The organism is Ruegeria sp. P10 (genome assembly GCF_056534925.1).
Genome location: NZ_JBQERJ010000005.1, coordinates 258,842 through 283,125, shown reverse-complemented (window position 1 = coordinate 283,125; position 24,284 = coordinate 258,842). Strand labels below are relative to the sequence as shown.

Genomic DNA, 24,284 nt, shown 5'->3' with positions numbered 1-24,284 from the left:
TTGCATATCTTTTAAGCAACTGAAGAACGGGTTGCGCCAACCTGCGACCCAGCCCATATATACCGCCAGCGAAAACGGAGACGATCATGGCAGACAACGACTTTCCCGGTTGGCACGGCACAACGATCATTGGCGTCAAGAAAGACGGTCAGATCGTCATAGCCGGTGATGGGCAGGTCAGCCTTGGTCAAACCGTGATCAAGGGCACGGCCCGCAAGGTGCGTCGCCTGTCTCCCGGAGGGTCCGAAGTTGTCGCCGGCTTTGCCGGGTCGACGGCCGACGCCTTCACGTTGCTGGAACGGCTGGAGGCCAAGCTCGAGGCGACACCGGGCCAACTTGCCCGTGCTTCTGTGGAATTGGCCAAAGACTGGCGCACCGACAAATACCTGCAAAAGCTCGAAGCGATGCTGATCGTCACGGACGGCAAGGACATGTTCGTGATCACCGGGGCGGGTGACGTACTGGAACCTGAACACAACGTGGCTGCCATCGGATCCGGGGGCAATTTTGCCCTGGCCGCTGCCCGCGCGATGATGGACAGTGACAAGTCGGCGGAAGAGGTCGCGCGTCAGGCAATGGCCATCGCGGCCGATATCTGTGTCTATACCAATGGCAAGCTGACGGTTGAGACGATCTCAGGCTAACAGCGCCGAGATCTCCTTGCCTTTCCAGCGGCGATGCATGCCGATCAGGCCAATGATCGCTGCGATGATGACGATGTAATAGGGCACGCGGATATCGATGCTCATCAATCCGCCCCCGATCAGCGACATGATCCCGCCCGCAAGGCAGAACACGGCAGTGGTCACACCCATGACCCAGCCCTGATCCGCTTCGCTGACGCTGGAAGAGAACAGCCCAAGCATGGTGGGGTAGGCGATTCCGAACAGGAAATAGAAGAAAAAGACCGGCACATAACTGAACACGCCGCTTGGGCTGAAGGCGAACGCGAAGCCGCAAATCACCATGACGATGAGCGATGTGCGGATTATCGCATGTTTGCTGAATTTCTCCTGCGCGGGTTTCACTAAAAACGTGCTGGAGAAGGCCAGCGCCACACCGATGACGACCATCGCCACGCTGCCGCCGATGACTCCGTATCCGAAGGCGCTGGTCAGGAAATTGTCGACAAAGACGTAGAAGGTGACATTGGCGATCATGAAGAACGAATAGACCGGCAGGATCTTCAACACCATCGGATGACCACGCACCGCCATCAGGCTGTCTGTTATGTCACGGGGACGGAAAACAAAGGGCGCGCGATCCGTTCGGGTATCCTGGAAGAAAAACAGGACCAGAAAAATTGCAATCAGCACAAGGACAAATGCGCCGTAAAAGGGCGTTCTCAGCGTGGCGAAGCCGCCCAGCAGGGCGGCGTCAGACAAGACCGCGCCGATGATCGGCCCGCCCACAAGACCAAAGCTGACGCCCGTCACGATATAGCCCATGTTCCGGTCCCGGTCTGTCGCGTCGGTACTGCCGTCGATCATCGCCGCTTGCGCAATGGGTTGGTTGCCCGCAGTGAATCCGGTGATCGAACGCCCGACGATCAGCAGAAGAAGGTTGTTGAGATAAAGCGCGGCAATGGTCAGGGCATAACCGGCCAGAGCACCGCCCAGGCACACCAGCAAAGCGTTCTTGCGCCCGATCGAATCCGATACTTTCGAGACATAGACAACGCCCAAAAACCACGACAGGAAAAAGCACCCGATCACGAGGCCGTAATAGAAATGCCTGCGCCCCTCGGGCGTGTTTTCGGGCAGAAACCCGGATTTCGTTTCCATGATCAGCGAGTTGATGATGGGAAAGACCAGCCCCTGTCCGATCAGATCCACAAACACCACAAACAGAAGGGTAATCTTGGCAATTTTCGTCATTAAATTCGTCCCCGGCTCCAATGCCTTGGGACAAGTGTAACAGACGACGACTTTGTTACCTAACGGTGCGTCAGCAACCGGAGGAGCCGGCCGCTGACCGAAAGAATTACTTCAGCGACGCAACACCCAGCGGCACACCCGCGACCTCGCACCAGATGTACACCTCATTGTAGCCAGAAACATCCATGGTCGGCGGAACGGCATAGGATTGGCTGCCGGTCAAGTTCAACAGCGCGCCCAGCTTGGTGTCGGGCGCATAGGTCCCATCTTTCCCAAAGGCCACCCGTGGGTCAGGGCCGCCGTCCAGCGAGAAATCATCGCCCAACTCGACGATGTAACGCTCGCCGTCCTTGACCAGCTTCACCGATCCGCTGGTGATGTGGTTCGACCTGCCTTCAAACGTGCCTTTCTTTTTGGCACCTCCGGCCAAAGCAGCCCGGGTGCCAACCAAAGCAAGAGCAGCGCCCGTGGCGGCAGCTTTCGCAAAAAGCGAACGACGAGTCATCATGATAAGGTATCTCCATATGAATGTCGCGGGCGACCTGCCCGTCACGCAAGACTATGGGGCACACACCGTTCCGTGACGATTCACATCGCCGCCAATTTCCGTGTGCTACGTGTGAGTTGGTGTGAGTTTTCCGTGATCAGCTTGTGTTTTCGTGTCTTATGATTAGGTTCCGTTGCGAAACAAACGGATAGAATTAAACATGACCGACCTGACCCCGCGCGAGATTGTCTCGGAACTGGATCGCTTCATCATCGGGCAGAAGGACGCCAAGCGTGCCGTTGCCGTCGCCCTGCGCAATCGCTGGCGCCGCAAGCAATTGCCGGACGACATCCGGGAGGAAGTATATCCCAAGAACATCCTGATGATCGGCCCTACCGGCGTCGGCAAGACCGAAATCAGCCGCCGTCTGGCCAAACTGGCCCGCGCGCCGTTTATCAAGGTCGAGGCCACCAAGTTCACCGAAGTCGGATATGTCGGCCGAGACGTAGAACAGATCGTGCGCGATCTGGCGGATGCGGCCATCCTGCAAACCCGCGAGTTCATGCGCGAAGACGTCAAGGCCAAAGCGCATCAGGCCGCCGAAGACCGCGTGATCGAAGCCATTGCTGGCGCGGATGCGCGCGAAGGCACGCGCGAGATTTTCCGAAAAAAGCTGAAAGCCGGCGAACTGGACGACACGGTGATCGAGCTGGAACTGTCCGACACCTCGAACCCGATGCCGATGTTTGACATTCCGGGGCAGCCGGGCGGTCAGATGGGCATGATGAATCTGGGCGACATCTTCGGCAAGGCCTTTGGTGGACGGACCGTCAAGAAACGCATGACCGTCGCCGAAAGCTATGATGCGCTGATCGGGGAAGAGGCCGACAAGCTGCTGGATGATGAAACCGTCACCCGCACCGCGTTGGAATCCGTCGAACAAAACGGCATCGTATTTCTGGATGAGATCGACAAGGTTTGCGCCCGTTCTGACGCACGTGGCGGCGATGTCAGCCGCGAAGGCGTGCAGCGCGACCTTCTGCCCTTGATCGAGGGAACCACCGTCAGCACCAAGCACGGTCCGGTCAAAACCGACCATATCCTGTTCATCGCCTCGGGTGCGTTTCACATCGCCAAACCGTCGGATCTGTTGCCGGAATTGCAGGGGCGCCTGCCGATCCGTGTCGAACTGCGCGCCCTGACCGAAGAAGACTTCGTGCGCATCCTGACCGAAACCGACAATGCCCTGACCTTGCAATACACTGCGTTGATGGGCACCGAAGACGTGACCGTCAGTTTTACCGAGGACGGCATCGCGGCATTGGCGAAGATTGCAGCTGACGTGAACCAGAGCATCGAGAACATCGGCGCGCGGCGTCTTTACACGGTCATGGAGCGGGTTTTCGAAGAACTGTCCTTCGCTGCACCGGACAAAGCCGGTTCGGAGATCACCGTTGATGCACAGTTCGTCAACGACAATCTTGGTGAGTTGACCAAGTCCTCTGATCTGAGCCGTTACGTTTTGTAACACGGCCAGCCGTTTTTTGCCGTTGTTTTGGTCTTGCCATGCTGGACGTCGCGCAGGAATAGGATAGCGTGTGCACAAGTCACCCCGAGGTCTGGCCCGTGCTGCGATATTTCGTCATTCTGTTCATATGCCTTTCGCTCAGCGCCTGTGTCGACCGGACGGTGTCCGAGGTCGTGCCCGGTGCCGTGAACATCGGAACACCTGAAACCATCTTCGCAAGCACGACCCGCGCGCGTGAGGCCGATGGCTCCTATGGATTCCGACGCGGTGAAACGCTCAGGTTTCTGGAAACGACGGTTTCTATCCCACCCACGCATACGCCGGGTACGCTCCGCTTCTCCTACGCGAACCCGAATCCGCGGAAAGAATTCGTTCTGGCGGACGTGACCGAGTTGGATGGACCGCAGGGGCTGCGCAAACACCTGCGAGGACAGGATGATGTCACTATCTTTGTGCACGGCTACAATTCGACCCAGACCGAAACGATCTTCCGCGCGGCGCAGCTGACACATGACATCGGCCTCCCCGGATCAACGCTGGTGTATTCCTGGCCCAGCCGCGCGACGGGCTATGGATATGCCTATGATCTGGACAGTATGCTGTTCGCCCGCGACGGGTTGGAACAGACCATCCGCGAACTGAAAGCTATGGGTGTCAAACGCGTTATTCTGGTCGCACATTCCATGGGCGGTGCGTTGACGATGGAGATGATACGGCAAACCGAATTGCAGAAACCCGGCTGGGCCAAGCGAAACATCGAAGGGGTCGTTCTGATCTCGCCTGATCTTGATCTTGATCTGTTTCGATCGCAGATGAAACGTATCGACAACCCCCCCGATCCGTTCATCGTAATGGTGTCCCAAAAGGACAAGATTCTGAACATCTCGGGCCGCTTGCGTGGCACGGATGAGGGCCAGCGGTTGGGGAACATCAGTTCGGTTGACTCGCTCGAGGAATTCCCGATCAGCGTGATCGACACGACTGCTTTCAACAGTGATGCCGCATCCTCGCATTTCGTTGCCGCGACCTCTCCGGCTTTGTTGTCGATCCTCAACTCATTGCGGCGGGTCAACAATACCTTCGGGCGGGAAGACCGACCAGCCATTGATATTCTGGTACCACCTAGCGAGCGCAATCCAGACGGAGCCACTGAAATTGTTCTGACGGAAACCGGGCAGGCACAGGTTACCACTCCGTGACGCGGTTCAAGCTGCGTCGGTATCTTCTGGACAATGCCACCTGGCTTGGCGCCGGCGTTCTTCTGACGTTTTTATCCAGCTTCGGGCAAACATTCTTCATCTCGATCTTTGCCGGTGAAATCCGCGCGGAATTCGGCCTCGGCCACGGTGCGTGGGGTGGGCTATACACATTGGGCACAACCCTGTCGGCCATCGTGATGATCTGGGCCGGAGGGCTGACGGATATCCTTCGCGTCCGGGTGCTGGGTCCGGCGGTTCTGGCTGGGTTGGCCCTAGCCGCCCTTGCCATGGCGCTGAATACCTGGCTGCTTCTGTTGCCAGTGGTGATTTTTCTGCTGCGCCTGCTGGGTCAGGGGATGAGCACACATCTGGCCGTGGTCGCCATGGCGCGGTGGTTTACGGTCACGCGGGGCAAGGCGCTTTCCATTGCATCCATCGGCTATGCCATCGGTGAGGCCCTGCTGCCCCTGATCTTTGTTGCGGCCATGGTTTACCTGGACTGGCGTTGGCTGTGGGTCGTCGCGGCGGGGATGACCGCCTTGGGAATTCCCGTTCTGTTGCGGCTGTTGCGCGAGGAACGAACACCGCAAAGCCTTGCCAGCGAATCCTCTGCCATTGGGATGCAGGGTCGTCACTGGAGCCGTCGCGACGCGCTGTTTGACCCCTTGTTCTGGTTCATAGTGCCCGCCGTGCTTGCGCCATCGGCATTCATCACCGCGTTTTTCTTCCATCAGGTCTATTTCGCCGAGGTCAAAGGCTGGCAGCATATCCAACTGGTCGCTCTGTTCCCGGTCTTTACCGGAGTATCACTGCTGTCGATGTTTGCTGCGGGCTGGGCATTGGACAAGTGGGGCACTGCGCGCATCATGCCATTCTATCAGCTTCCGATGGCGGTTGGGTTTGTGGTTCTGAGCATGACTGAATCAATCAGCGGCGCGACGATCGGGTTGGTGTTTCTTGGCCTGACGGTCGGAGCGAACAGCACGTTGCCCAGCGCGTTCTGGGCAGAATTCTATGGGACCCGGCATATAGGGGCCATCAAGGCGTTGGCTGCGGCTGTCATGGTACTGGGGTCAGCCATCGGTCCCGGTCTGACCGGCGTTCTGATTGACCTTGGTATCCCGCTGAGCGTTCAGTTTTTCTGGATTGGCCTGTTCTTCGTGCTGGTATGCAGCCTTGTTTGGGTCGGTATTTCCCGCGCCCGTCGCGACCTTTAACGCACGCGCCTGAGATACACGTAATACGCCCCGTCTCCGCCGTGGCTTATATGAGCCGGCGTGACCTGCATCACCGCCTGCGCCAGCGGTGGGATCGACAACCAATGAGGAACCTGATTTCGCAGAACACCGCGCGGCGTCGGAATCGGACCGGGCTCGTCCCGATCCTTGCCTTTGCCGGTCACGACCAGAACCAGACGCTTACCCTGTGCTTGCGCGCTCAGGATGAATCGGATCAGCGCCGGGTGGGCCGAAGCCACCCGCATACCGTGCAGATCCAGCTTGCCTTCGGGTTTCAGCTTGCCGCGCTTCATCCGGCCAAAGGCCTTGTTGTCCATCTGAACCGGTGCATTGCGCAACGCATCCGTCACCGAAGGCTTCAGGTCGTTCGGTTTCGGTTTCGACTGATGGGCCTGTCCAAGTTCGAATGCCTGAAAACGGGGTTTCGGCGTTTTCTTGGGCTTGGGTTTCGGCAAAGAGGTCGGATGGATCGTCTGCGGAATCTCGGGGTGCAGCCTCTCGGCCTGTTTGGCGACCTTGCGCCACAGCTCGATCTCTTCGCTTGTCAGTTTGCGCCGGGTCATCAGAATTCATCCGGCAACAGGGCATAGGCACGCTGGATGGGCAGCAACAGCACCATCCGACCCGGATCCTTCAGCTTACCCGCGGCATGACCGGCTTCGTCCCCCGTTCCGAAAAAGATATCGGCCCGCTGCGCGCCTTTGATGGCCGCACCTGTATCCTGCGCGATCATCAGGCGGCGGATCGGTTTCTTGCCGTCTTTTTCCACCCAAACCGGCGCGCCCAACGGGGTATAGGCCGGGTCAACCGCAATGCTGCGCATCGTGGTGACAGATCGGTTCATGGCGCCCAACGGCCCAAGCTCGGGCGCGACACGTGAAACTTCGCGGAAAAACACGTATGATGGGTTGTGGAGAAGCAGTTCCGCGCCGGCCTCGGGGTTCTTGCGCACCCAGGCGCGGATCATCTGCGCGCTGACCTCATGCGCGCCAAGAATGCCGCGCCGCACCAGTTCCACGCCAATTGACCTGTAGGGATGCCCGTTCGCACCGCCATACCCGACGCGCAAAGCGCCGCCATCCGGCAATCGAACGCGGCCCGAACCCTGGATTTGCAGAAAAAACAACTCTACGGGGTCATCGACCCAGGCAATCTCAAGCCCGCGGCCCTGCATGACATCACCGGTCAGGATTTCTCGTCGGCTCAGCCAGGGCCCCTCAGCGCGGGCCTCGGGCGGCATTTTGTAGATGGGATACTTGAAACGATCCGTCCGGGTACGCGCACCATCAAGTTCGGGTTCGAAATACCCCGTGAACAGGGCATCCTCACCATTTTCGACCAGAACAGGGCGAAAAAAGAGCTCAAAAAACGACCGTGCCGCTTCGGCATCATAGGTTCTTGCCACACCGCACAGGGCCCGCCAATCGGGATCCTTCAGATCCCCGCAGGTGTTCAGAAAAACGGACAGGGCTGCACCGTGGTCATCCTCGGCCCAGCCACGCAGATCATCGAACGACAGAATGGATCGCGTTGCCTCGGCCCCGGCAGCGCTGGCAGTGGTCATTGCACCCACCAGTAAAAGCGACCGGAGCGTGGCAATCATGCGTCCGTGGCAACAAGCAGCCAGTTAGGATCGTCCTTGCCCATCACACGGGCAAAGGTCCAGCTGTCCTTTTGGCGTTTCACGGTGTTGGGGCTGCCTTCGACGATATCGCCACCGCGATCCCGCACGACCGAAGTCAGTTCACCCACGAATTTCATGGTGATCTCGGCCTGATTGGTATCCTTGTCGAATTTCACATCCGTCAGGGTCGTCTCTCGGACACCGATGAACTCGGCCTCGATCGTCAGGCCCTGATCTTCTCGTGCGGCGACGCCCGCAACGAAGGATTCAAAAACTTCTTCCGACAGGAATGGCTGGATCTCGTCCAGGTTGCCCTTCTCAAACCCCATCACGATCATTTCATAGGCACCGCGGGCACCCTGAACAAACTCGGTGACGGAAAAACCGGGTTCAACGCGTTTCATCGCCGCCAGCGTCTGTGCCAGCTCGCTGTCTTCCGGGACATGGTCTGTGATGTCATGATCCGGGCCGCCTTCGATCACTTCGAAATCGCGGCGCGACTTATGCGCTTCGGGCTGCTGCTGCACAGGCGGTTTCTCAAAACCTTCACGCGTGCCCAACACGCTCTTGAGGCGCAGGATCAGGAAAACGGCAATTCCGGCCAGGACCAGCAACTGGATCATGGGTTCGTTCATTTCATCCTCTTTTCAGAACCGCGGCTTTGTATACGCGGCCTCATGCCACTATGTAGGTGACCGTAGGTGGCAAGTCCACAGCCCGGCCTAAGGGAAAGGATAACGCAGATGTATCTGTTCTTGGCATTTTTGTTGGTGCCCATCATCGAAATCGCGCTGTTTATTCAGGTTGGCGGGTTGATCGGCTTGTGGCCAACCCTTGCCATCGTAGTGCTAACGGCGGTTTTGGGCACTGTTTTGGTGCGGACACAAGGTCGCATGGCGTTGGGAAACCTGCAACGGTCGTTTGCCGAACTGGACGACCCGACCGAGCCGCTGGCCCATGGTGCGATGATCCTGTTGTCGGGCGCTTTGTTGCTTACACCGGGATTCTTCACTGATGCCATTGGATTTGCGTTGCTTGTTCCCGGCGTGCGGGTTGCGGTTTTCAGGTATCTCAGATCGAAAGTCACCGTTACCCAGTTTCAGATGGGTCAAGGCCCCGGTTTTCAATCTCGCGGAAACCCGTTCGATCAGGGTGACATCATAGATGGTGACTTTACCGAGGTCCGCCCGAAAAATGATCCGTCAAAGCCGTCTAAATGGGTGGAAGGCCCCCACCGGCATTGAGGTGCCGCGTCCAACTTGATAAGCAGTGGCGAATTTCATTTTTGGAGTAGATCCATGGCCGAAGAAAAAGCTGCAGAAAACACTGCGGCCAAAGCCGCCCCGCAAGTTCAGATGCGCGTTCTGGGGCAGTTCATCCGCGACATGTCCTTTGAGAACGTGATGGCCCAGAAGGGTGTTTCCGGTGACGTACAGCCCGAAATCGCGGTTCAGGTGAATCTGGACGCCAAGAAGCGCCCGGCTGACCACCAGTTCGAAGTGTCGATCAAGCTGAACCTGACATCCAAAGCCAAGGGCCTGGAAGACGTTCTGTTCCTGTGTGAACTGGACTATTGCGGCCTGTTCCACGTGGAAGGTGTGCCGGAAGACCAGCTGCACCCGTTCCTGATGATCGAATGCCCGCGGATGCTATTCCCGTTCCTGCGCCGCATCGTCAGCGACATCACTCGCGACGGCGGTTTCCCACCGGTGAATCTGGACAATATCGATTTCGTCGCCCTGTACCGCAACGAATTGATGCGTCGTCAGGCCGAACAGTCCCAGAAGACAGACGCCTGAGGGTTCGGCCCGTGCCTGACGGGTTCAGGTGCGGGTCCACAGGGCATTGTCGCCCAGTTTTTCTATGAATGCATCATGTGCCGCGCGTTCATCCTCGGTAATACGAGACGGCAGTGGCGTTGCTCGTGGTGCCGGTCGCCAATCATCGCTGCCGCCTGCCACGGATGATGCAGATGTTGACAGTCCAAAATCGGGCTGTCGTCCTCCGATCAGCTCAAGATAAACCTCGGCCAGGATTTCAGAGTCGAGCAACGCGCCGTGCAGTACACGGTTCGAGTTGTCGATATTGAAGCGACGGCAAAGCGCATCCAGTGAGGCCGGAGAGCCGGGAAACCGTTTGCGCGCAATTGCCAGCGTATCCAGCGCCTGTTCCATCGGGATGAGCGGGGCACCCATCCATTTCAGTTCGGCATTCAGGAACTTCATGTCGAAAGATGCATTGTGGATCACCAGCCGCGCATCGCCGACGAATTCGCGAAAAGCGTGACCGATCTTGGCAAAAACCGGTTTGTCTTTCAGCGTCACTTCACCCTTTTCGGGCGGGCGTGGGTTTTCCAACAGGTCCGGGCCGATGCCATGCACGCCAAATGCCTCTTCCGGCATCGAACGTTCGGGGTTGATGTAGACGTGATACGTCTCACCCGTTGCGACGTGGTTCCACAGTTCAACGGCGCCGATTTCCACGATCCGATCACCGCTTTCGGGATCGAAACCCGTGGTTTCGGTGTCGAGTACAATTTCACGCATCTGCCATCCCCGCCCGTATCTGCCTGACCACATCCTGCACCTGCGCGCGGGCGTGGTCCAGAGTGTCGGTCACGATGACGTAATCCGACCGCGCGCATTTTTCTTCATTCGGCATCTGCTTGGCGCGGATTTGCTCGAACTGCGCCTCGGTCATTGTGCCCCGTTCCATGACACGCCGCTTTTGCTCGTCGGCCGGGATCGAAACACACGCCACCGCGTCCATTGCCGCGTCACCGCCCGTTTCAAACAGAAGCGGAATATCGAACACCAGGATGTCACGTGTCGCGCTTTCACGAAATGCCGCGCGGTCAGCAGCGACCAGAGGGTGGACGATGGCTTCGATGGCCTTCAGCGCAGCAGGATCGGCGGCAATTATCTGTTTTAGCGACTCCCGGTTGACCGCACCGTCCTGAATGGCCGACGGAAACAATCGTTCCATGGGGCCAACGGCCGCGCCCCCCCTAGAATACAGGCGATGCACCGCCGCGTCCGCATCCCACAAGGCACAACCTTTTTCGACGAACATCTGCGCCGTTGTGCTTTTCCCCATGCCGATAGAACCGGTCAGGCCAAGCGCAAAACTCATGCCAAGGCCGCCGCACGCGCATCAGCATCAACTTCGGGGCGCACGCCGAACCAGCGTTCGAAACCAGGCACTGCCTGATGCAGCAACATGCCCAGCCCATCGACTGCGGTGCATCCTGCCTGTTCAGCGGTTTGCAACAGGCGGGTTTTCAATGGCGCATAAACCAGATCTGTCACCACGGCACCGGGCTGCAACCCATCAAGCGGAACCCGCAATTCCGGTTGGCCCTGCATGCCCAACGAGGTGGTGTTCACCACGAGCTCTGCGTTTTCGATGACATTTCCGGCCTGAACCCAATCCACCACGCGGATACGTTGACCGAATTCCTCTTTCAGATGATCCGCACGGGCGCGGGTTCGGTTGGTCAGCAGGATTTCCGGAACACCCGCGTCAGATAATGCCTGCAACACGGCGCGCGCGGCCCCTCCGGCCCCGAAGACAACAGCCGGTCCGTCCTTTGCATTCCAGTCCGGAGCACCAGTGCGAAGATTCTCCATGAACCCGTACCCGTCAGTGTTATCCGCGTGGATCGAGCCATCTTCACGAAACACCAGAGTGTTCGCCGCACCTATCACTGTTGCGCGGTCAGACGCATGATCCGCGATCTTCAAGGCGGCTTCCTTGTGGGGAACGGTCACATTGGCGCCGACAAAACCCGCCCTGGGCAGGGTGCGCAGCACAGTTTCCAGGTCGGCGGGTGCCACATCCATCGGGATGTAATGACCGGCAAGACCGTATGTCTTAAGCCAATGACCATGCAGTTTGGGGGATCGTGAGTGACCAATGGGATGTCCAATCACACCGGCCAAAGGAACCCGATAGTCCGTCATTGATCGATTACCCCTTTGACAGCCAGAAAGTTGAGCAGCTCCAACAGGGGCATACCCAAAACGTTAAAATAGTCGCCGTCAATGGTGGCGAACAGGCGGACACCTTCTTCCTCCAGCTTGTAAGCTCCGACGGCGTGGCGGATACTGTCCCAGTTTCGCGCGACGTAATCTTTCAGATAGGCGTCGGAACTGGCCCGCATCCGCAATCGTACCTGCCCCACATGCCGCCAGACCGGCTGAGCATTCTGATAGATCACCGCTGCGGACAAAAGCATGTGACGCTTGCCTCGCATGGCTTTCAGCTGGGCCAACGCCTGTTCGGGGGTTTCCGGCTTTGACATCAGCTGACCGTCAAAATCCAGAACCTGATCGCATCCCAGGACCATGGCACCGGGATTTTTGTCACTGACCTTCCGCGCCTTCATTTCTGCGAGTGTATCGGCAATGTCCCGTGGTGATGCGTTTTCAGCCAGCAGGGCACGTTTGGCCGTCTCTTCATCCACGCGCGCGGTTTGAACCACAAACGGTACGCCTGCATTTTCAAGCAGCTGCGCGCGAATGGCGGACCCGGAAGCAAGAAGAATGGGGACAGACATGTGGAAAACCCCGTGCGCAAATCATTGAGAGTTCAGGGGTGCTTTGTATGGTTTTCCGGTTGACACGCAACCCCGGGGATTTCGCGCCAGAGATCCCAGAGTCGCTCAAATCTCATCCCGTCCGGACAAGGATAAGTCGGTTTCTCTGGAAAACCCCGATATCCCAAATTCTCCTACCAGTTATCCCCAAGCGGAACAAGGAATACTGTTATTAAGCTATTGATTTTAAATAATAAAAATATCAGCCAACAGAATCACCTGAAAAATTCCGTGCTCTGTCCACCTGGGGAAAACACTTGTGTAAAAAAGTAATCCACGGATTTTACTCACCCTACAAAACCATCATCCTTTTTCTTTTCTTATTTTTTTATTAGGGAGGGTCCCGAACAACGCCCGGAGCCGAAATGACCGATCTTCTGTTCACTTTGTACCCATGGGTGAAGTCACTCCATATCATGGCGGTGATTTCGTGGATGGCCGGCCTGTTCTACCTGCCCAGGTTGTTCGTCTATCACGTCGAAAAGGCGCAGGCCGTCGAAGGCGCACAGGACATTTTCTTTGAAATGGAAGAAAAGCTGCTGCGTGTGATCATGAGACCCGCGATGATCGTTGCGTGGGTTTGTGGTTTGATCATGGTGTTCACGCCGGGCATCGTGGGATGGGACTGGAGCTGGCCTTGGGTCAAGGGCGCTGCCGTGATCGGCATGACCTGGTTTCATCACTGGCTGATGGCGCGACGCAAGGATTTTCTGGAAGGGCGAAACACGCTCAGTGGGCGGCAGTTTCGCATGATGAACGAGGTCCCGACCGTTTTGATGGTTGCCATCGTTCTGGCGGTTGTTCTGAAGTTCTGAGGGCATGTTTGACTCCGCCCCGCACTGCGCTTATGTAGGGGTCAACACGCCCGTCCGGGCGGCGTATCTTCCATACTGAAATTCCACTTCGTGCCGCGCTGTCAGCGGTGAAGGTATATATCATGACAACCGAATCCCTGAATCTTGCTGATCTGAAAGCCAAAAGCCCCAAAGACCTTCTGGCGATGGCCGAAGAGCTGGAGATTGAAAACGCCTCGACCATGCGCAAGGGCGAGATGATGTTCCAGATCCTGCGTGAACGCGCCGATGAAGGCTGGACCGTTGGTGGCGATGGCGTGCTTGAAGTGCTTCAGGACGGATTCGGCTTCCTGCGCTCGCCCGAGGCGAACTATCTGCCCGGCCCGGATGACATCTACGTCTCACCCGAGATGATCCGCCAGCACTCATTGCGGACAGGGGATACCGTGGAAGGCGAGATCAAAGCCCCGGATGAGAATGAGCGCTATTTCGCGCTGACAAAGGTGACCAAGATCAACTTCGAAGACCCGGAAAAGGCCAGGCACAAGATCCTGTTCGACAACCTGACGCCGCTTTATCCGGATGAGCGGCTGAAGATGGAGATCGAGGATCCGACCATCAAGGACAAGTCTGCACGGGTGATCGACCTGGTCGCGCCGATCGGCAAGGGCCAGCGGTCGTTGATCGTGGCGCCGCCGCGCACCGGTAAGACGGTGATCCTGCAAAACATCGCGCACTCGATCGAGCGCAACCACCCGGAATGCTACCTGATCGTCCTGCTGATCGACGAACGCCCGGAAGAAGTCACCGACATGCAGCGTTCAGTGAAGGGCGAGGTGGTATCCTCGACCTTTGATGAACCCGCGACGCGCCACGTGGCTGTGTCGGAAATGGTCATCGAAAAAGCCAAGCGTTTGGTCGAGCATAAACGAGATGTTGTTATTCTTCTTGATTCGATCACAAGACTTGGTAGGGCCTTTAACACAGTGGTCCCATCCTCGGGTAAAGTTCTGACCGGTGGTGTGGACGCAAACGCCCTGCAACGGCCCAAGCGTTTCTTTGGCGCGGCGCGGAACATTGAAGAGGGTGGTTCGCTGACCATCATCGCAACTGCACTGATTGATACCGGCAGCCGGATGGACGAGGTCATCTTTGAAGAATTCAAAGGTACTGGAAACTCGGAAATCGTTCTGGATCGCAAGATCGCGGACAAGCGAGTGTTCCCGGCCATCGACATTCTCAAATCCGGCACGCGGAAAGAGGATCTTTTGGTCGACAAGGGCGATCTGGCCAAGACCTTCGTTCTGCGGCGTATCCTCAACCCGATGGGCACGACCGACGCAATCGAGTTCTTGTTGTCCAAGTTAAAGCAGACAAAGACAAACAGCGAATTCTTCGATTCCATGAACACCTGACACTGGTCTTTAACTCTAGCGAGGCCTTCGAATGGATACGATATTCGCCTTGGCCAGCGCGCAGGGCAAAGCCGGGGTGGCGGTCATCCGCCTCTCGGGTCCGGACTCTCATTCAGCTGCGGCGCGCCTGACGGGGGGTGCGCTGCCAAAGCGTGGCATGGTCCTGCGCACTCTGACCGATCATGGCGGAGCACGTTTGGACGACGGATTGGTCTTGACCTTCCAGGCCCCGGCCAGTTTTACCGGTGAGGACGTGGCCGAGCTTCAGATTCATGGAAGCACCGCCTCTGTTAACGCCGTTCTGCGTTGCCTGTCGGATACGGAAGGATTGCGCATCGCTGAACCGGGTGAGTTCACACGACGGGCGCTGGAAAACGGCAAGATGGACCTGACTCAGGTCGAAGGCCTGGCCGATCTAATCGATGCAGAAACGGAAGCACAACGTAAGCAGGCTCAGACCATTCTGGCGGGCGAGCTGGGCACGTTGGCTGAACGGTGGCGTCGGGATTTGATACGGGCTGCGTCCCTGTTGGAGGCTGTCATCGATTTTGCTGATGAAGAAGTTCCAACCGATGTGACGCCGGAAGTGCGCGAGCTGATCCAAGGCGTCATGTCGGACCTTCATCGCGAAGCAGATGGCGTCAAGATTGCCGAGCGAATTCGTACAGGGTTCGAGGTTGCGATCGTCGGCCTTCCAAATGCGGGAAAATCCACTCTTTTGAATGCTTTGGCAGGCCGTGAGGCGGCCATTACTTCGGAATATGCCGGGACCACGCGCGATGTGATCGAAGTTCGAATGGATCTGGCTGGTTTACCGGTGACCTTGCTGGATACGGCAGGCCTGCGAGAGACCGAAGATCATGTCGAAAACCTGGGTATCGAGCTTGCGCGCAGCAGAGCAGAGGCCGCCGACCTTCGCGTTTTCCTGTCTGAAACACCGAAGGACCTGGGGGTGGAGATGCGGGAAGATGATATACATGTTTTGCCCAAAGCAGATCTTAGAGGGATCGGGGAAAAGGGTGTTTCAGGGAAATCTGGCCAGGGAATAGATGCGTTAGTAGACCAGATATCGTGTGTTTTGCGCCAGCGAACCACTACCCATGGTATTGCAACTCGGGAACGTCACCGCATTGCAATCACCAGAGCATTGGACTCACTCACATCTGCAATCTCGGTTCTGGAATCAGGCCCAGACCTGTATGATATAGCGGCAGAGGAGCTGAGAACCGCCATACGCGCCCTTGAATCCTTGGTGGGCAGAATTGACGTGGAAACTCTGCTGGATGAAATCTTCTCCAGCTTCTGTTTGGGAAAATAAGGAGTGTTTCACGTGAAACATTCGAAGTTTGATGTCATCGTCATCGGCGCAGGTCACGCCGGAACCGAGGCCGCTCATGCATCAGCCAGAATGGGTGCTACAACTGCGCTGGTGACGCTGTCCGCAACGGACATTGGCGTCATGTCCTGCAATCCAGCGATTGGCGGTTTGGGGAAAGGCCATCTTGTGCGTGAGATTGACGCTTTGGATGGCGTCATGGGTCGGGTGGCGGATCAGGCGGGCATTCAGTTTCGATTATTGAACCGTCGAAAGGGGCCAGCCGTTCAGGGGCCGAGAGCGCAGGCGGATCGCGCCCTTTATCGTCTTGCCATGCAACAGGTAACGGAGAAGCAGGATAACCTGTCCGTCGTTGTCGGCGAGGTTGTCGATTTCCTGATGAACGGCGAAAAGGTTGCAGGTGTTGTTCTTTCCGATGGATCAGAACTTTCCGCGCGCGCCGTTATTTTGACGTCCGGTACGTTTCTAAGGGGCGTCATCCATATCGGTGACGTGTCTCGCCCAGGAGGGAGAATGGGGGATCGGCCTTCCATCAAACTGGCTGAGCGGTTGGATGGATATGATCTTCCCATGGGGCGATTGAAAACCGGAACACCACCGCGTCTGGACGGGCGGAGCATTGATTGGTCCGATCTTGAAAGGCAGGACGGCGACGATGAACCAACCCTGTTTTCTTTCATGTCGAAATCCGTTGTCGCGCCTCAGATTTCTTGTGGAATTACGCATACAAATGCGCGAACTCATGAGATCATTGCGGCGAATCTTTCGAAATCTGCCATGTATGGCGGTCACATCGATGGGGTAGGCCCGCGTTACTGCCCTTCGATCGAAGACAAGATCGTACGCTTCGCCGACAAGGAATCGCATCAAATCTTCCTTGAACCCGAAGGGGTCAACGACCACACAATCTATCCGAACGGCATATCGACATCTCTGCCCCAGGATGTTCAGCTGGACTATGTGCGGTCGATCAAAGGCTTGGAAAATGCAGAGATTCTGCAACCGGGATATGCAATCGAATACGACTATGTTGATCCGCGCGTCCTGAGTGCTTCTTTATCCTTGCCGGCTGTTCCCGGACTATATCTAGCGGGCCAGATAAATGGGACCACAGGATATGAGGAAGCTGCGGCTCAGGGCATGGTGGCCGGACTCAACGCGGCGTTAGAGACCCAAGGGCGGGAGCCTATCCATTTTACACGATCCGACAGTTATATTGGCGTAATGATCGACGATTTAACGACTCGAGGAGTTGCCGAACCTTACCGCATGTTCACGTCACGCGCGGAGTTCCGGCTATCTCTGCGTGCCGACAATGCTGATCAACGACTGACTCCGCTTGGTTTGGAATTGGGGTGCGTCGGAGAAGGTCGTAAGGTTCAGTTCGAAGATAAAATGAACCAACTTGAGAGTGTGAAGTCAAAGCTGACGGAACGCACTTATACGCCTAAGGAAGTTCTCGCTGCCGGTATAAACGTTAATCAGGACGGAAACCGAAGGGATGGGATGGCAATTCTGGCGTTTCCCGATACCTCATTTGAAGATTTGTTGCCTCTCGTTCCTGATTTGCAGGACGTTGACCCAAAGATCAGGCTTCAAATCGAGAGGGACGCCTTGTATGCCAACTACATTGCCAGACAAAAGCGGGATGTCGAAGCAATGAAGCGGGATGAATCCTATGTTATCCCGAATGAGTTCGACTATTTTGCCTTGGACGGCCTGTCTTCGGAGATGAAACAGAAGCTGTCGCAGGCCAAACCCGCCAATATCGCTCAGGCAAGCCGTGTCGAGGGCGTTACTCCGGCAGCGCTGACGCTCGTTCTGGCAAAACTGCGCCGGGATCAAAGAGCTCGTCAGGCATGATGGTTGATTATTCGAAGTTTGAAGACCTGAATGTTTCACGTGAAACATTCGATCGCCTCGTGACCTATGTTGATCTGGTGAAGCGTTGGAATTCTAAGATCAACCTCGTGTCTAAGAACAGTTTGGAGCATATCTGGGATCGGCATATACTTGATTCGGTGCAAGTCTATCGGTGCGCTGACAGTTTTGACACCTGGGCAGACCTGGGAAGCGGAGGCGGATTCCCTGGTATGGTCTGCGCCATCATCGCTGCGGAAGAAAACCCAGGCGCCGCATTCAATATGATCGAGAGCGACCAGCGGAAATCAGCTTTCTTGCGCAGTGTTGCGCGGGAATGCGGCATAAAATGCACGGTGATCTCAAAAAGGATTGAATCGGTTGATCCTTTGGCTGCAAGCATAATTTCTGCTCGAGCACTGGCTGACTTGCGCACCCTGTTGTCCTTTTGTGACAGGCATTTACACACCAACGGGACAGCGTTGTTGCCCAAAGGCGCAAATTGGAAAAAAGAGCTGGAAGACGCACGTGAGGAATGGAATTTCGAGGCTGAGGCGATTACAAGTTTAACTGAACCTCAAGCCGTTATCCTTAAGATAAATGGAGTATCACGTGGTTGATTTGTCTCGACCTTCAGGGCCTCGGATAATTGCTGTTGCCAATCAGAAGGGCGGGGTCGGAAAAACAACCACAGCGATCAACCTTGCAGCAGGATTGGCCGAATCCGGGTGTCGGGTGCTGGTGGTTGACCTTGACCCGCAGGGGAACGCTTCGACAGGTTTGGGTGTCGAAGATCGAGACTGGACAACTTATGATTTGATCCTCGACGACGCGCCATTGGAAGCCGTCGTTCAGGAGACTGAAATCGAAGGTCTTTTCGTTGTTCCGGCGACCGTTGATCTGAGTTCCGCCGATATTGAACTGATCTCCAACGAAAAACGCAGCTATCTTTTGCATGATGCTTTGAGGCAGCCAGCCATAGATGCGTTTGAACTGGATTTCGTGCTTATTGACTGCCCGCCATCCTTAAACTTGTTGACCGTGAATGCAATGGTTGCTTCGCATTCGGTGCTTGTTCCGCTGCAGAGCGAGTTCTTTGCTCTTGAAGGGCTTTCACAGCTGATGCTGACGATTCGAGAGGTCCGCCAAACGGCGAATCCAGATCTGAGAATCGAAGGTATTGTGTTGACCATGTATGACAACCGCAACAACTTGTCCCGTCAGGTTGAAAAGGACGCGCGTGACAATCTGGGTGAGATGGTCTTTAAAACGAAGATACCCAGAAATGTGCGGGTCAGCGAAGCGCCGTCATATGCGCTGCCTGTTTTGCAATATGACTCGGGATCGCTTGGGGCCATGGCCTATCGGCATCTTGCTCGTGAGATCTTGCACAAGAACAATAAGACCGCTGCCTGAGCGGGAACGAGGAGGGCGACATGAGCGCCAAGAAAGCAAAGTCCAGAGGTTTGGGGCGGGGGTTGTCTGCCCTTATGGCGGATGTGAATCCTGAATCAGAAGGCCGGATTTCAACGGATGCACGCAGACCGGATCTGAAAGTCCCGATTGAAAAGCTGAAAGCCAACCCCAACCAGCCGCGCCGGACATTCATGCCCGAGCAGCTGGACGAGCTGGCAGCGTCGGTTAAGGAAAAAGGTATTATTCAGCCGTTGATCGTTCGCTCGACGGGGTCCGATGAATACGAAATCGTCGCGGGGGAACGCCGTTGGCGCGCGGCACAGATGGCGCAGCTGCATGATATCCCGGTGATTGTGCGTGAATTCGATGAAACGGAAGTGTTGGAAGTTGCGATTATCGAAAACATCCAACGCGCGGATCTGAACGCGGTGGAAGAGGCCGCCGGCTACAAGCAGTTGATGGACCGGTTTGGTCACACACAGGAAAAGCTCGCCGAGGCCCTGGGTAAAAGCCGCAGCCACATCGCAAATCTTTTGCGGCTTCTGTCCTTGCCGTTGGATGTTCAAACCCTTGTTATTGAAGGCAAATTATCTGCGGGCCACGCCAGGGCGCTGATTACGGCGGAGAATCCGTCGGAACTTGCGAAACAGATCGTCAAGGATGGCTTGTCGGTGCGCGCAACCGAGGCTCTGGTCAAAAAACAGCAGCAAGGCACTGCCGAGCGTTCTGCGCCGCGCTCCAGAAATCTGGATGCTGGAAAGGATGCAGACACACGTGCGTTGGAAAAAGACCTGTCCGCGATCCTGGCGATGAAAGTTTCAATCAATCACAAGGCCGGAACGGAAACGGGACAAGTTGTTCTGACCTACGAAAACCTGGATCAGCTGGACGACTTGTGCGCCAAGCTCAGCCGTTAGGCCGTGACCAGATAAAGATCATGACACCGCCCAGTACAACCGCCTGAATGATCAACACAAAAGGCGGTGCTGACAACAAAACAGAGAGTCCAAAAACGGCGGCGATCGAGACGGTTGCCGCCTTTTTTGCGGCTGGTCGAATGGCACCGGAACTTTGCCAATCAAGAATCAGTGGCCCAAAAAGGTTATGGGTCACAAGCCAATTGTGCAGCCGCGAGGATGAGCGGGCGAAGAAAAACGCGGCAAGCAGAAGAAAAGGCACCGTTGGAAGAAGGGGCAGGACAACTCCAACAGCCGCCATAGCAACACAAAGCAATCCCAGTCCGGCCCAAAGATACTGCATGCTCAGTCCAACAGCTCCCGGATGACTGCGTTCAATACGGCGCGCCCGTCTGATGTGGCGATGAGGCGCTCGTTGCTGCGCCGAACCATGTTGATGTCGGTCAGATGATCTATGGCTTCAGAAGGAAGAGAGCGGCCAGACAAGGCTTGCCACATGTCCATATCTAGTCCCTCAGAAATTCTCATACCCATCATAAGGTATTCATTTGCCTGATCTTCAAGGGGCAATGCGCTGCGGTTCTTTTCACCATTGCCTTGATTCGCGGCATCAAGCCAACGCTGGGGGTTCAGATAGGTTTCGGTCGCGTATTTCCGACCATTCAGGGTAATCCTCCCATGGGCGCCGGGGCCGATTCCCACATAGTCGCCATACCGCCAGTAAATCAGGTTGTGCTGCGATTCTGCGCCCGGTCGGGCATGGTTCGAAACTTCATAGGCCGGCAAGCCATGTGCTTCGCAGATTTCCTGCGTGGCCAGATACATGTCGGCGGCACTGTCATCTTCGGGCAAGCCGCGTAACTTACCGACGGCGTATCGATCCCCAAAGGCCGTCCCGTCTTCGATCGTCAATTGATAGAGCGACAGGTGGTCGATGGCCATCGATAGCGCTTGGGTCAGTTCCTCTTGCCAGGCGTCCAGTGTCTGGTGTTGGCGCGCATAGATCAGGTCAAAGCTGACCCGGTTGAAACAGTTGCGGGCGATGTCAAAGGCGGCGCGGGCCTCTGCCGCGGTGTGGATGCGACCCAGCCGCCTCAGGTCTTCGTCATTCATTGCCTGAATGCCCATCGAAACCCGGTTCACGCCCGCATCGCGATAGGCGGCGAACCGCCCGGCCTCGACCGAACCGGGATTGGCCTCGAGCGTGATTTCCATGTCATTGGCGGGCCGCCACAGGGCGCGGGCGGTGTCGATCACGGCGGCCACGGTCTCGGGCGCCATCAGTGACGGGGTGCCGCCGCCAAAGAAGATCGTGTTCAGAACCCGGTCGGGCGTTTCGGCAGCAGATCGCTTGAGTTCGGACAGATATGCTCTAAGCCATTGTTTTTGTTTGATATTTTTTGAAACATGGCTGTTGAAGTCGCAATAGGGGCATTTGGCCTCGCAAAAGGGCCAATGCACATACAGGCCAAAGCCCCCGTTGCGCCAATCATCCGCCAAAGCAGCCTTTCACGAACATTTCCACCGCGCGACCGCGATGGCTGATCTTGTTCTTTTCCCAGCGATCCATCTCAGCAAAGGTAATGTCGTAGCCGTCGGGGACAAACATCGGGTCATAGCCGAACCCATCCTTGCCGCGGATCGGCCAGACCAGATGACCGGGCGCGACGCCTTCGAACACTTCGTCGTGCCCGTCGGGCCAGGCCAGAACCAGAGTGCAGCGGAATTGGGCCGTGCGAGGGTGCGGCGCGTTTTTTGCTTCGAGCTCATCATGGGCGCGAGTCATGGCCATCAGAAAATCGCGGCCATTTCCGGTTTCGGCCCAGTCGGCCGTGTATACACCCGGCGCGCCGTTCAGCGCGTCGATCGTGATCCCGGAATCGTCCGACAGGGCGGGAAGTCCGGTGGCCTGTGCGGCGGCGTGGGCCTTGATCCGGGCGTTGCCGACAAATGTGTCTTCAGTCTCTTCCGGCTCAGGCAGGTCCATCTCGGCCGCGCCCACGACCGTCACGCCAAAGGGCTCGAGCAGATGGGTCATCTCCTCAAGCTTGCCTTTGTTGTGGGTGGCGACCAGCAATCTGTCGCCGTCGAACTTGCGGGTCATGCGGTGGCGGCCTTTTGCGCGGCCGCCAGTTCGGAAACGCCTTTTTCCGCCAGATCCATCAGTTGATCCATTTGGGTGCGGCTGAAGACCGAGCCTTCGGCGCTCATCTGCACTTCGATCAGTTTGCCGGATCCGGTCATGATGAAGTTGCCGTCGACGCCGGCTTCGCTGTCTTCCGGGTAATCCAGATCCAGAACCGGTTGACCGGCATAAATTCCGCAGGACACAGCTGCTACAGGGTCCACTAGGGGGTCCGAGATTACATCGCCCGCTTTCATCAGCTTGTTCACCGCCAGACGCAGCGCAACCCAACCGCCGGTGATCGAGGCGCAGCGAGTGCCGCCATCGGCCTGAATCACATCGCAGTCCACGGTGATCTGACGTTCGCCCAATGCAACTCGATCCACACCGGCGCGCAGGGCGCGGCCGATCAGGCGTTGGATTTCGACCGTGCGGCCCCCTTGTTTGCCCGCGGCCGCCTCGCGCCGCATCCGCGTATTGGTGGCACGGGGTAGCATGCCGTATTCGGCTGTGACCCATCCCAGGCCCGAGCCCTTGATAAACGGCGGCACGCGATCTTCGATCGTAGCGGTGCACAGAACATGGGTGTCGCCCATTTTGATCAGGCAGGAACCTTCGGCATGTTTCGTGACTCCCGTCTCGATTGAAACGGCGCGCATTTCACTTAAATCTCTTCCAGAGGGTCGCATCGGAATTCCTTTGTTTGCTGGGTTGGGGATAACGCCCCGCAGCGTTACGATGCAACCCCGATTGACCTTTCATTTGCCTGCTATTTAATGACGAACGAGCAGGGGAACACGGATGAGCGAAGCGAGCAAGATTCTGGACGAGATGAACGACCGGTCACGCGAAGTGTTCCGGCTGATTGTCGAGAGCTATCTGGAAAGCGGAGAGCCCGTCGGCAGCCGTACTTTGACGCGTACGTTGTCAGAAAAAGTCAGCGCTGCAACTGTCCGCAATGTGATGCAGGATCTGGAGTTTCTGGGCCTTCTGGATAGCCCCCATGTCAGCGCCGGCCGAATCCCGACGCAGCAAGGCCTGCGAATGTTTGTGGACGGATTGCTTGAGGTCGGTGACCTGGGTGCCGATGACCGGCAGAAACTGGAGCAGACATTAGGCTCTAACACGGGTGATGTTGGTGGAATGCTGGACCGTGTCGGCTCTGCCTTGTCTAACGTGACACAAGGGGCCTCGCTGGTTCTGACGCCCAAGCATGAATCGGAAATCAAACATATCGAATTTGTTTCTCTGGGCCATGATCGGGCCTTGGTGGTTTTGGTTTTCTCGGACGGACATGTGGAAAACCGGCTGTTCACGCCGCCGCCTGGGCAAACACCCAGTTCCATGCGCGAGGCCGCGAACTTCCTGAACGCACTTATCGAGGGACGGACACTCAGCGAAGTGCGGCGGCAAATGCAGACGCAGATCGATGCGCGCAAGCAGGAAATCGACACTCTGGCCCGTGAGATGGTCGAAAGCGGAATGGCCGTTTGGGACGGAGACGGAAGCGACTCGGCCCGTTTGATTGTGCGCGGGCGCGCGAATCTTTTGAACGAACCCGGTCAGGCCGAGGAACTTGACCGCATCCGCACCCTGTTCGATGACCTTGAGCGCAAGCGAGACATCGCCGAATTCCTTGAATTGACCGAGGAAGGCGAGGGTGTGCGCATTTTTATCGGGTCTGAGAACAAACTTTTCTCACTTTCGGGTTCCTCTTTGGTGGTGTCTCCTTATATGAACGCTGATCGAAAGATAATCGGTGCGGTGGGGGTTATCGGACCCACACGTCTGAATTATGGGCGGATCGTACCGATCGTGGATTATACGGCGCAACTGGTCGGCAAGCTGATATCCGACCGGAGCTAGAGGGT

Annotated in this window: 27 protein-coding genes; 14 read left to right on the top strand and 13 right to left on the bottom strand. The window is 56.8% G+C overall.

Annotated features, from left to right (window positions below; all coding sequences use genetic code 11):
* Nucleotides 1–86 precede the first annotated feature (86 nt).
* Nucleotides 87–644: an ATP-dependent protease subunit HslV gene (hslV, locus tag ACR0FB_RS11025; RefSeq protein WP_171635337.1), complete on the top strand. Its 558-nt coding sequence runs from the start codon at nucleotides 87–89 to the stop codon at nucleotides 642–644.
* On the opposite strand, the gene ACR0FB_RS11020 is transcribed toward hslV, so the two are convergent.
* The gene (locus ACR0FB_RS11020) at nucleotides 636–1,877 is read right to left on the bottom strand and encodes an MFS transporter (protein ID WP_171635340.1); all 1,242 of its coding nucleotides are present in this window, start codon (nucleotides 1,875–1,877) and stop codon (nucleotides 636–638) included. The genes hslV and ACR0FB_RS11020 overlap by 9 nt on opposite strands.
* A gap of 106 nt (nucleotides 1,878–1,983) precedes the next feature.
* Nucleotides 1,984–2,385 (bottom strand): DM13 domain-containing protein, encoded by a 402-nt coding sequence (locus tag ACR0FB_RS11015; RefSeq protein ID WP_209834389.1) that lies wholly within the window; start codon nucleotides 2,383–2,385, stop codon nucleotides 1,984–1,986.
* Nucleotides 2,386–2,584: 199 nt separating this feature from the next.
* On the opposite strand from ACR0FB_RS11015, the gene hslU reads away from it, so the two are divergent.
* The 3 genes from hslU to ACR0FB_RS11000 all read left to right on the top strand — a co-directional run bounded on the left by hslU (nucleotide 2,585) and on the right by ACR0FB_RS11000 (nucleotide 6,308).
* Nucleotides 2,585–3,892: an ATP-dependent protease ATPase subunit HslU gene (gene hslU / locus ACR0FB_RS11010; RefSeq protein ID WP_480620628.1), complete on the top strand. Its 1,308-nt coding sequence runs from the start codon at nucleotides 2,585–2,587 to the stop codon at nucleotides 3,890–3,892.
* Between the two features lie 98 nt (nucleotides 3,893–3,990).
* Nucleotides 3,991–5,091 carry an alpha/beta fold hydrolase gene (locus ACR0FB_RS11005; RefSeq protein ID WP_209834481.1) on the top strand — a complete coding sequence of 367 codons (1,101 nt, stop codon included), beginning with the start codon at nucleotides 3,991–3,993 and terminating at the stop codon, nucleotides 5,089–5,091.
* On the top strand, nucleotides 5,088–6,308 hold the full coding sequence (locus ACR0FB_RS11000) for an MFS transporter (protein WP_480620627.1): 1,221 nt from the start codon (nucleotides 5,088–5,090) through the stop codon (nucleotides 6,306–6,308). Before ACR0FB_RS11005 ends, ACR0FB_RS11000 begins: the two co-directional genes overlap by 4 nt.
* Here ACR0FB_RS11000 and ACR0FB_RS10995 read toward each other — a convergent pair.
* Genes ACR0FB_RS10995 through ACR0FB_RS10985 form a run of 3 tightly spaced genes read right to left on the bottom strand, consistent with a single transcriptional unit; the run spans nucleotide 6,305 to nucleotide 8,588 of the window.
* Nucleotides 6,305–6,892, bottom strand: a complete 588-nt coding sequence (locus tag ACR0FB_RS10995) for a Smr/MutS family protein (protein ID WP_171723997.1) — start codon at nucleotides 6,890–6,892, stop codon at nucleotides 6,305–6,307. The two genes, ACR0FB_RS11000 and ACR0FB_RS10995, sit on opposite strands and share 4 nt — an antisense overlap.
* Entirely contained in the window at nucleotides 6,892–7,932 is a 1,041-nt protein-coding gene (gene mltA / locus ACR0FB_RS10990; RefSeq protein ID WP_480620625.1) for a murein transglycosylase A, read from the bottom strand. Before mltA ends, ACR0FB_RS10995 begins: the two co-directional genes overlap by 1 nt.
* Nucleotides 7,929–8,588: a Tim44/TimA family putative adaptor protein gene (locus ACR0FB_RS10985; protein ID WP_152459622.1), complete on the bottom strand. Its 660-nt coding sequence runs from the start codon at nucleotides 8,586–8,588 to the stop codon at nucleotides 7,929–7,931. The genes mltA and ACR0FB_RS10985 overlap by 4 nt, the downstream gene beginning before the upstream one ends.
* A 108-nt stretch (nucleotides 8,589–8,696) precedes the next feature.
* Between ACR0FB_RS10985 and ACR0FB_RS10980 the strand changes: the two genes are divergently transcribed.
* Entirely contained in the window at nucleotides 8,697–9,197 is a 501-nt protein-coding gene (locus ACR0FB_RS10980; protein WP_152459621.1) for an FxsA family protein, read from the top strand.
* A 54-nt stretch (nucleotides 9,198–9,251) separates the two neighbouring features.
* The gene (gene secB / locus ACR0FB_RS10975) at nucleotides 9,252–9,752 is read left to right on the top strand and encodes a protein-export chaperone SecB (RefSeq protein ID WP_152459620.1); all 501 of its coding nucleotides are present in this window, start codon (nucleotides 9,252–9,254) and stop codon (nucleotides 9,750–9,752) included.
* 24 nt (nucleotides 9,753–9,776) lie between these two features.
* Here secB and dnaQ read toward each other — a convergent pair whose 3' ends face one another.
* From dnaQ to ACR0FB_RS10955, 4 genes are read right to left on the bottom strand one after another with little or no spacing between them, the layout of a single operon-like run.
* Nucleotides 9,777–10,499 (bottom strand): DNA polymerase III subunit epsilon, encoded by a 723-nt coding sequence (gene dnaQ / locus ACR0FB_RS10970; RefSeq protein WP_171724000.1) that lies wholly within the window; start codon nucleotides 10,497–10,499, stop codon nucleotides 9,777–9,779.
* Nucleotides 10,492–11,085, bottom strand: a complete 594-nt coding sequence (gene coaE, locus ACR0FB_RS10965; RefSeq protein ID WP_480491661.1) for a dephospho-CoA kinase — start codon at nucleotides 11,083–11,085, stop codon at nucleotides 10,492–10,494. The genes dnaQ and coaE overlap by 8 nt, the downstream gene beginning before the upstream one ends.
* Nucleotides 11,082–11,915, bottom strand: a complete 834-nt coding sequence (locus tag ACR0FB_RS10960) for a shikimate dehydrogenase (RefSeq protein WP_171635358.1) — start codon at nucleotides 11,913–11,915, stop codon at nucleotides 11,082–11,084. The genes coaE and ACR0FB_RS10960 overlap by 4 nt, the downstream gene beginning before the upstream one ends.
* Nucleotides 11,912–12,511: a Maf family protein gene (locus tag ACR0FB_RS10955; RefSeq protein ID WP_152459616.1), complete on the bottom strand. Its 600-nt coding sequence runs from the start codon at nucleotides 12,509–12,511 to the stop codon at nucleotides 11,912–11,914. The genes ACR0FB_RS10960 and ACR0FB_RS10955 overlap by 4 nt, the downstream gene beginning before the upstream one ends.
* A gap of 404 nt (nucleotides 12,512–12,915) precedes the next feature.
* Between ACR0FB_RS10955 and ACR0FB_RS10950 the strand changes: the two genes are divergently transcribed.
* From ACR0FB_RS10950 to ACR0FB_RS10920, 7 genes are all read left to right on the top strand, one after another.
* Nucleotides 12,916–13,365, top strand: coding sequence for a CopD family protein (locus tag ACR0FB_RS10950; RefSeq protein ID WP_171171524.1), 450 nt, complete (start codon nucleotides 12,916–12,918; stop codon nucleotides 13,363–13,365).
* Nucleotides 13,366–13,487: 122 nt separating this feature from the next.
* On the top strand, nucleotides 13,488–14,759 hold the full coding sequence (gene rho / locus ACR0FB_RS10945; protein ID WP_171635359.1) for a transcription termination factor Rho: 1,272 nt from the start codon (nucleotides 13,488–13,490) through the stop codon (nucleotides 14,757–14,759).
* A 31-nt stretch (nucleotides 14,760–14,790) separates the two neighbouring features.
* Nucleotides 14,791–16,077: a tRNA uridine-5-carboxymethylaminomethyl(34) synthesis GTPase MnmE gene (gene mnmE, locus ACR0FB_RS10940; protein WP_171724003.1), complete on the top strand. Its 1,287-nt coding sequence runs from the start codon at nucleotides 14,791–14,793 to the stop codon at nucleotides 16,075–16,077.
* Between the two features lie 12 nt (nucleotides 16,078–16,089).
* Entirely contained in the window at nucleotides 16,090–17,958 is a 1,869-nt protein-coding gene (mnmG, locus tag ACR0FB_RS10935; RefSeq protein ID WP_480486184.1) for a tRNA uridine-5-carboxymethylaminomethyl(34) synthesis enzyme MnmG, read from the top strand.
* A complete protein-coding gene (gene rsmG / locus ACR0FB_RS10930) occupies nucleotides 17,958–18,575 on the top strand; it encodes a 16S rRNA (guanine(527)-N(7))-methyltransferase RsmG (RefSeq protein ID WP_480491786.1) in 618 nt (205 codons plus the stop codon). Before mnmG ends, rsmG begins: the two co-directional genes overlap by 1 nt.
* The gene (locus ACR0FB_RS10925; protein ID WP_152459610.1) at nucleotides 18,568–19,371 is read left to right on the top strand and encodes a ParA family protein; all 804 of its coding nucleotides are present in this window, start codon (nucleotides 18,568–18,570) and stop codon (nucleotides 19,369–19,371) included. Before rsmG ends, ACR0FB_RS10925 begins: the two co-directional genes overlap by 8 nt.
* Nucleotides 19,372–19,391: 20 nt before the next feature.
* Nucleotides 19,392–20,288 (top strand): ParB/RepB/Spo0J family partition protein, encoded by an 897-nt coding sequence (locus tag ACR0FB_RS10920; protein ID WP_480620623.1) that lies wholly within the window; start codon nucleotides 19,392–19,394, stop codon nucleotides 20,286–20,288.
* On the opposite strand, the gene ACR0FB_RS10915 is transcribed toward ACR0FB_RS10920, so the two are convergent.
* Genes ACR0FB_RS10915 through rph form a run of 4 tightly spaced genes read right to left on the bottom strand, consistent with a single transcriptional unit; the run spans nucleotide 20,278 to nucleotide 23,102 of the window.
* Entirely contained in the window at nucleotides 20,278–20,631 is a 354-nt protein-coding gene (locus ACR0FB_RS10915; RefSeq protein WP_171724007.1) for a YbaN family protein, read from the bottom strand. The two genes, ACR0FB_RS10920 and ACR0FB_RS10915, sit on opposite strands and share 11 nt — an antisense overlap.
* Nucleotides 20,632–20,633: 2 nt before the next feature.
* On the bottom strand, nucleotides 20,634–21,788 hold the full coding sequence (gene hemW, locus ACR0FB_RS10910; protein WP_480620621.1) for a radical SAM family heme chaperone HemW: 1,155 nt from the start codon (nucleotides 21,786–21,788) through the stop codon (nucleotides 20,634–20,636).
* Entirely contained in the window at nucleotides 21,778–22,392 is a 615-nt protein-coding gene (rdgB, locus tag ACR0FB_RS10905) for an RdgB/HAM1 family non-canonical purine NTP pyrophosphatase (RefSeq protein WP_171635366.1), read from the bottom strand. The genes hemW and rdgB overlap by 11 nt, the downstream gene beginning before the upstream one ends.
* Nucleotides 22,389–23,102 (bottom strand): ribonuclease PH, encoded by a 714-nt coding sequence (gene rph, locus ACR0FB_RS10900; RefSeq protein WP_171635367.1) that lies wholly within the window; start codon nucleotides 23,100–23,102, stop codon nucleotides 22,389–22,391. The genes rdgB and rph overlap by 4 nt, the downstream gene beginning before the upstream one ends.
* A 112-nt stretch (nucleotides 23,103–23,214) precedes the next feature.
* Between rph and hrcA the strand changes: the two genes are divergently transcribed.
* Nucleotides 23,215–24,279: a heat-inducible transcriptional repressor HrcA gene (gene hrcA / locus ACR0FB_RS10895; RefSeq protein WP_152459604.1), complete on the top strand. Its 1,065-nt coding sequence runs from the start codon at nucleotides 23,215–23,217 to the stop codon at nucleotides 24,277–24,279.
* Nucleotides 24,280–24,284: the final 5 nt, after the last annotated feature.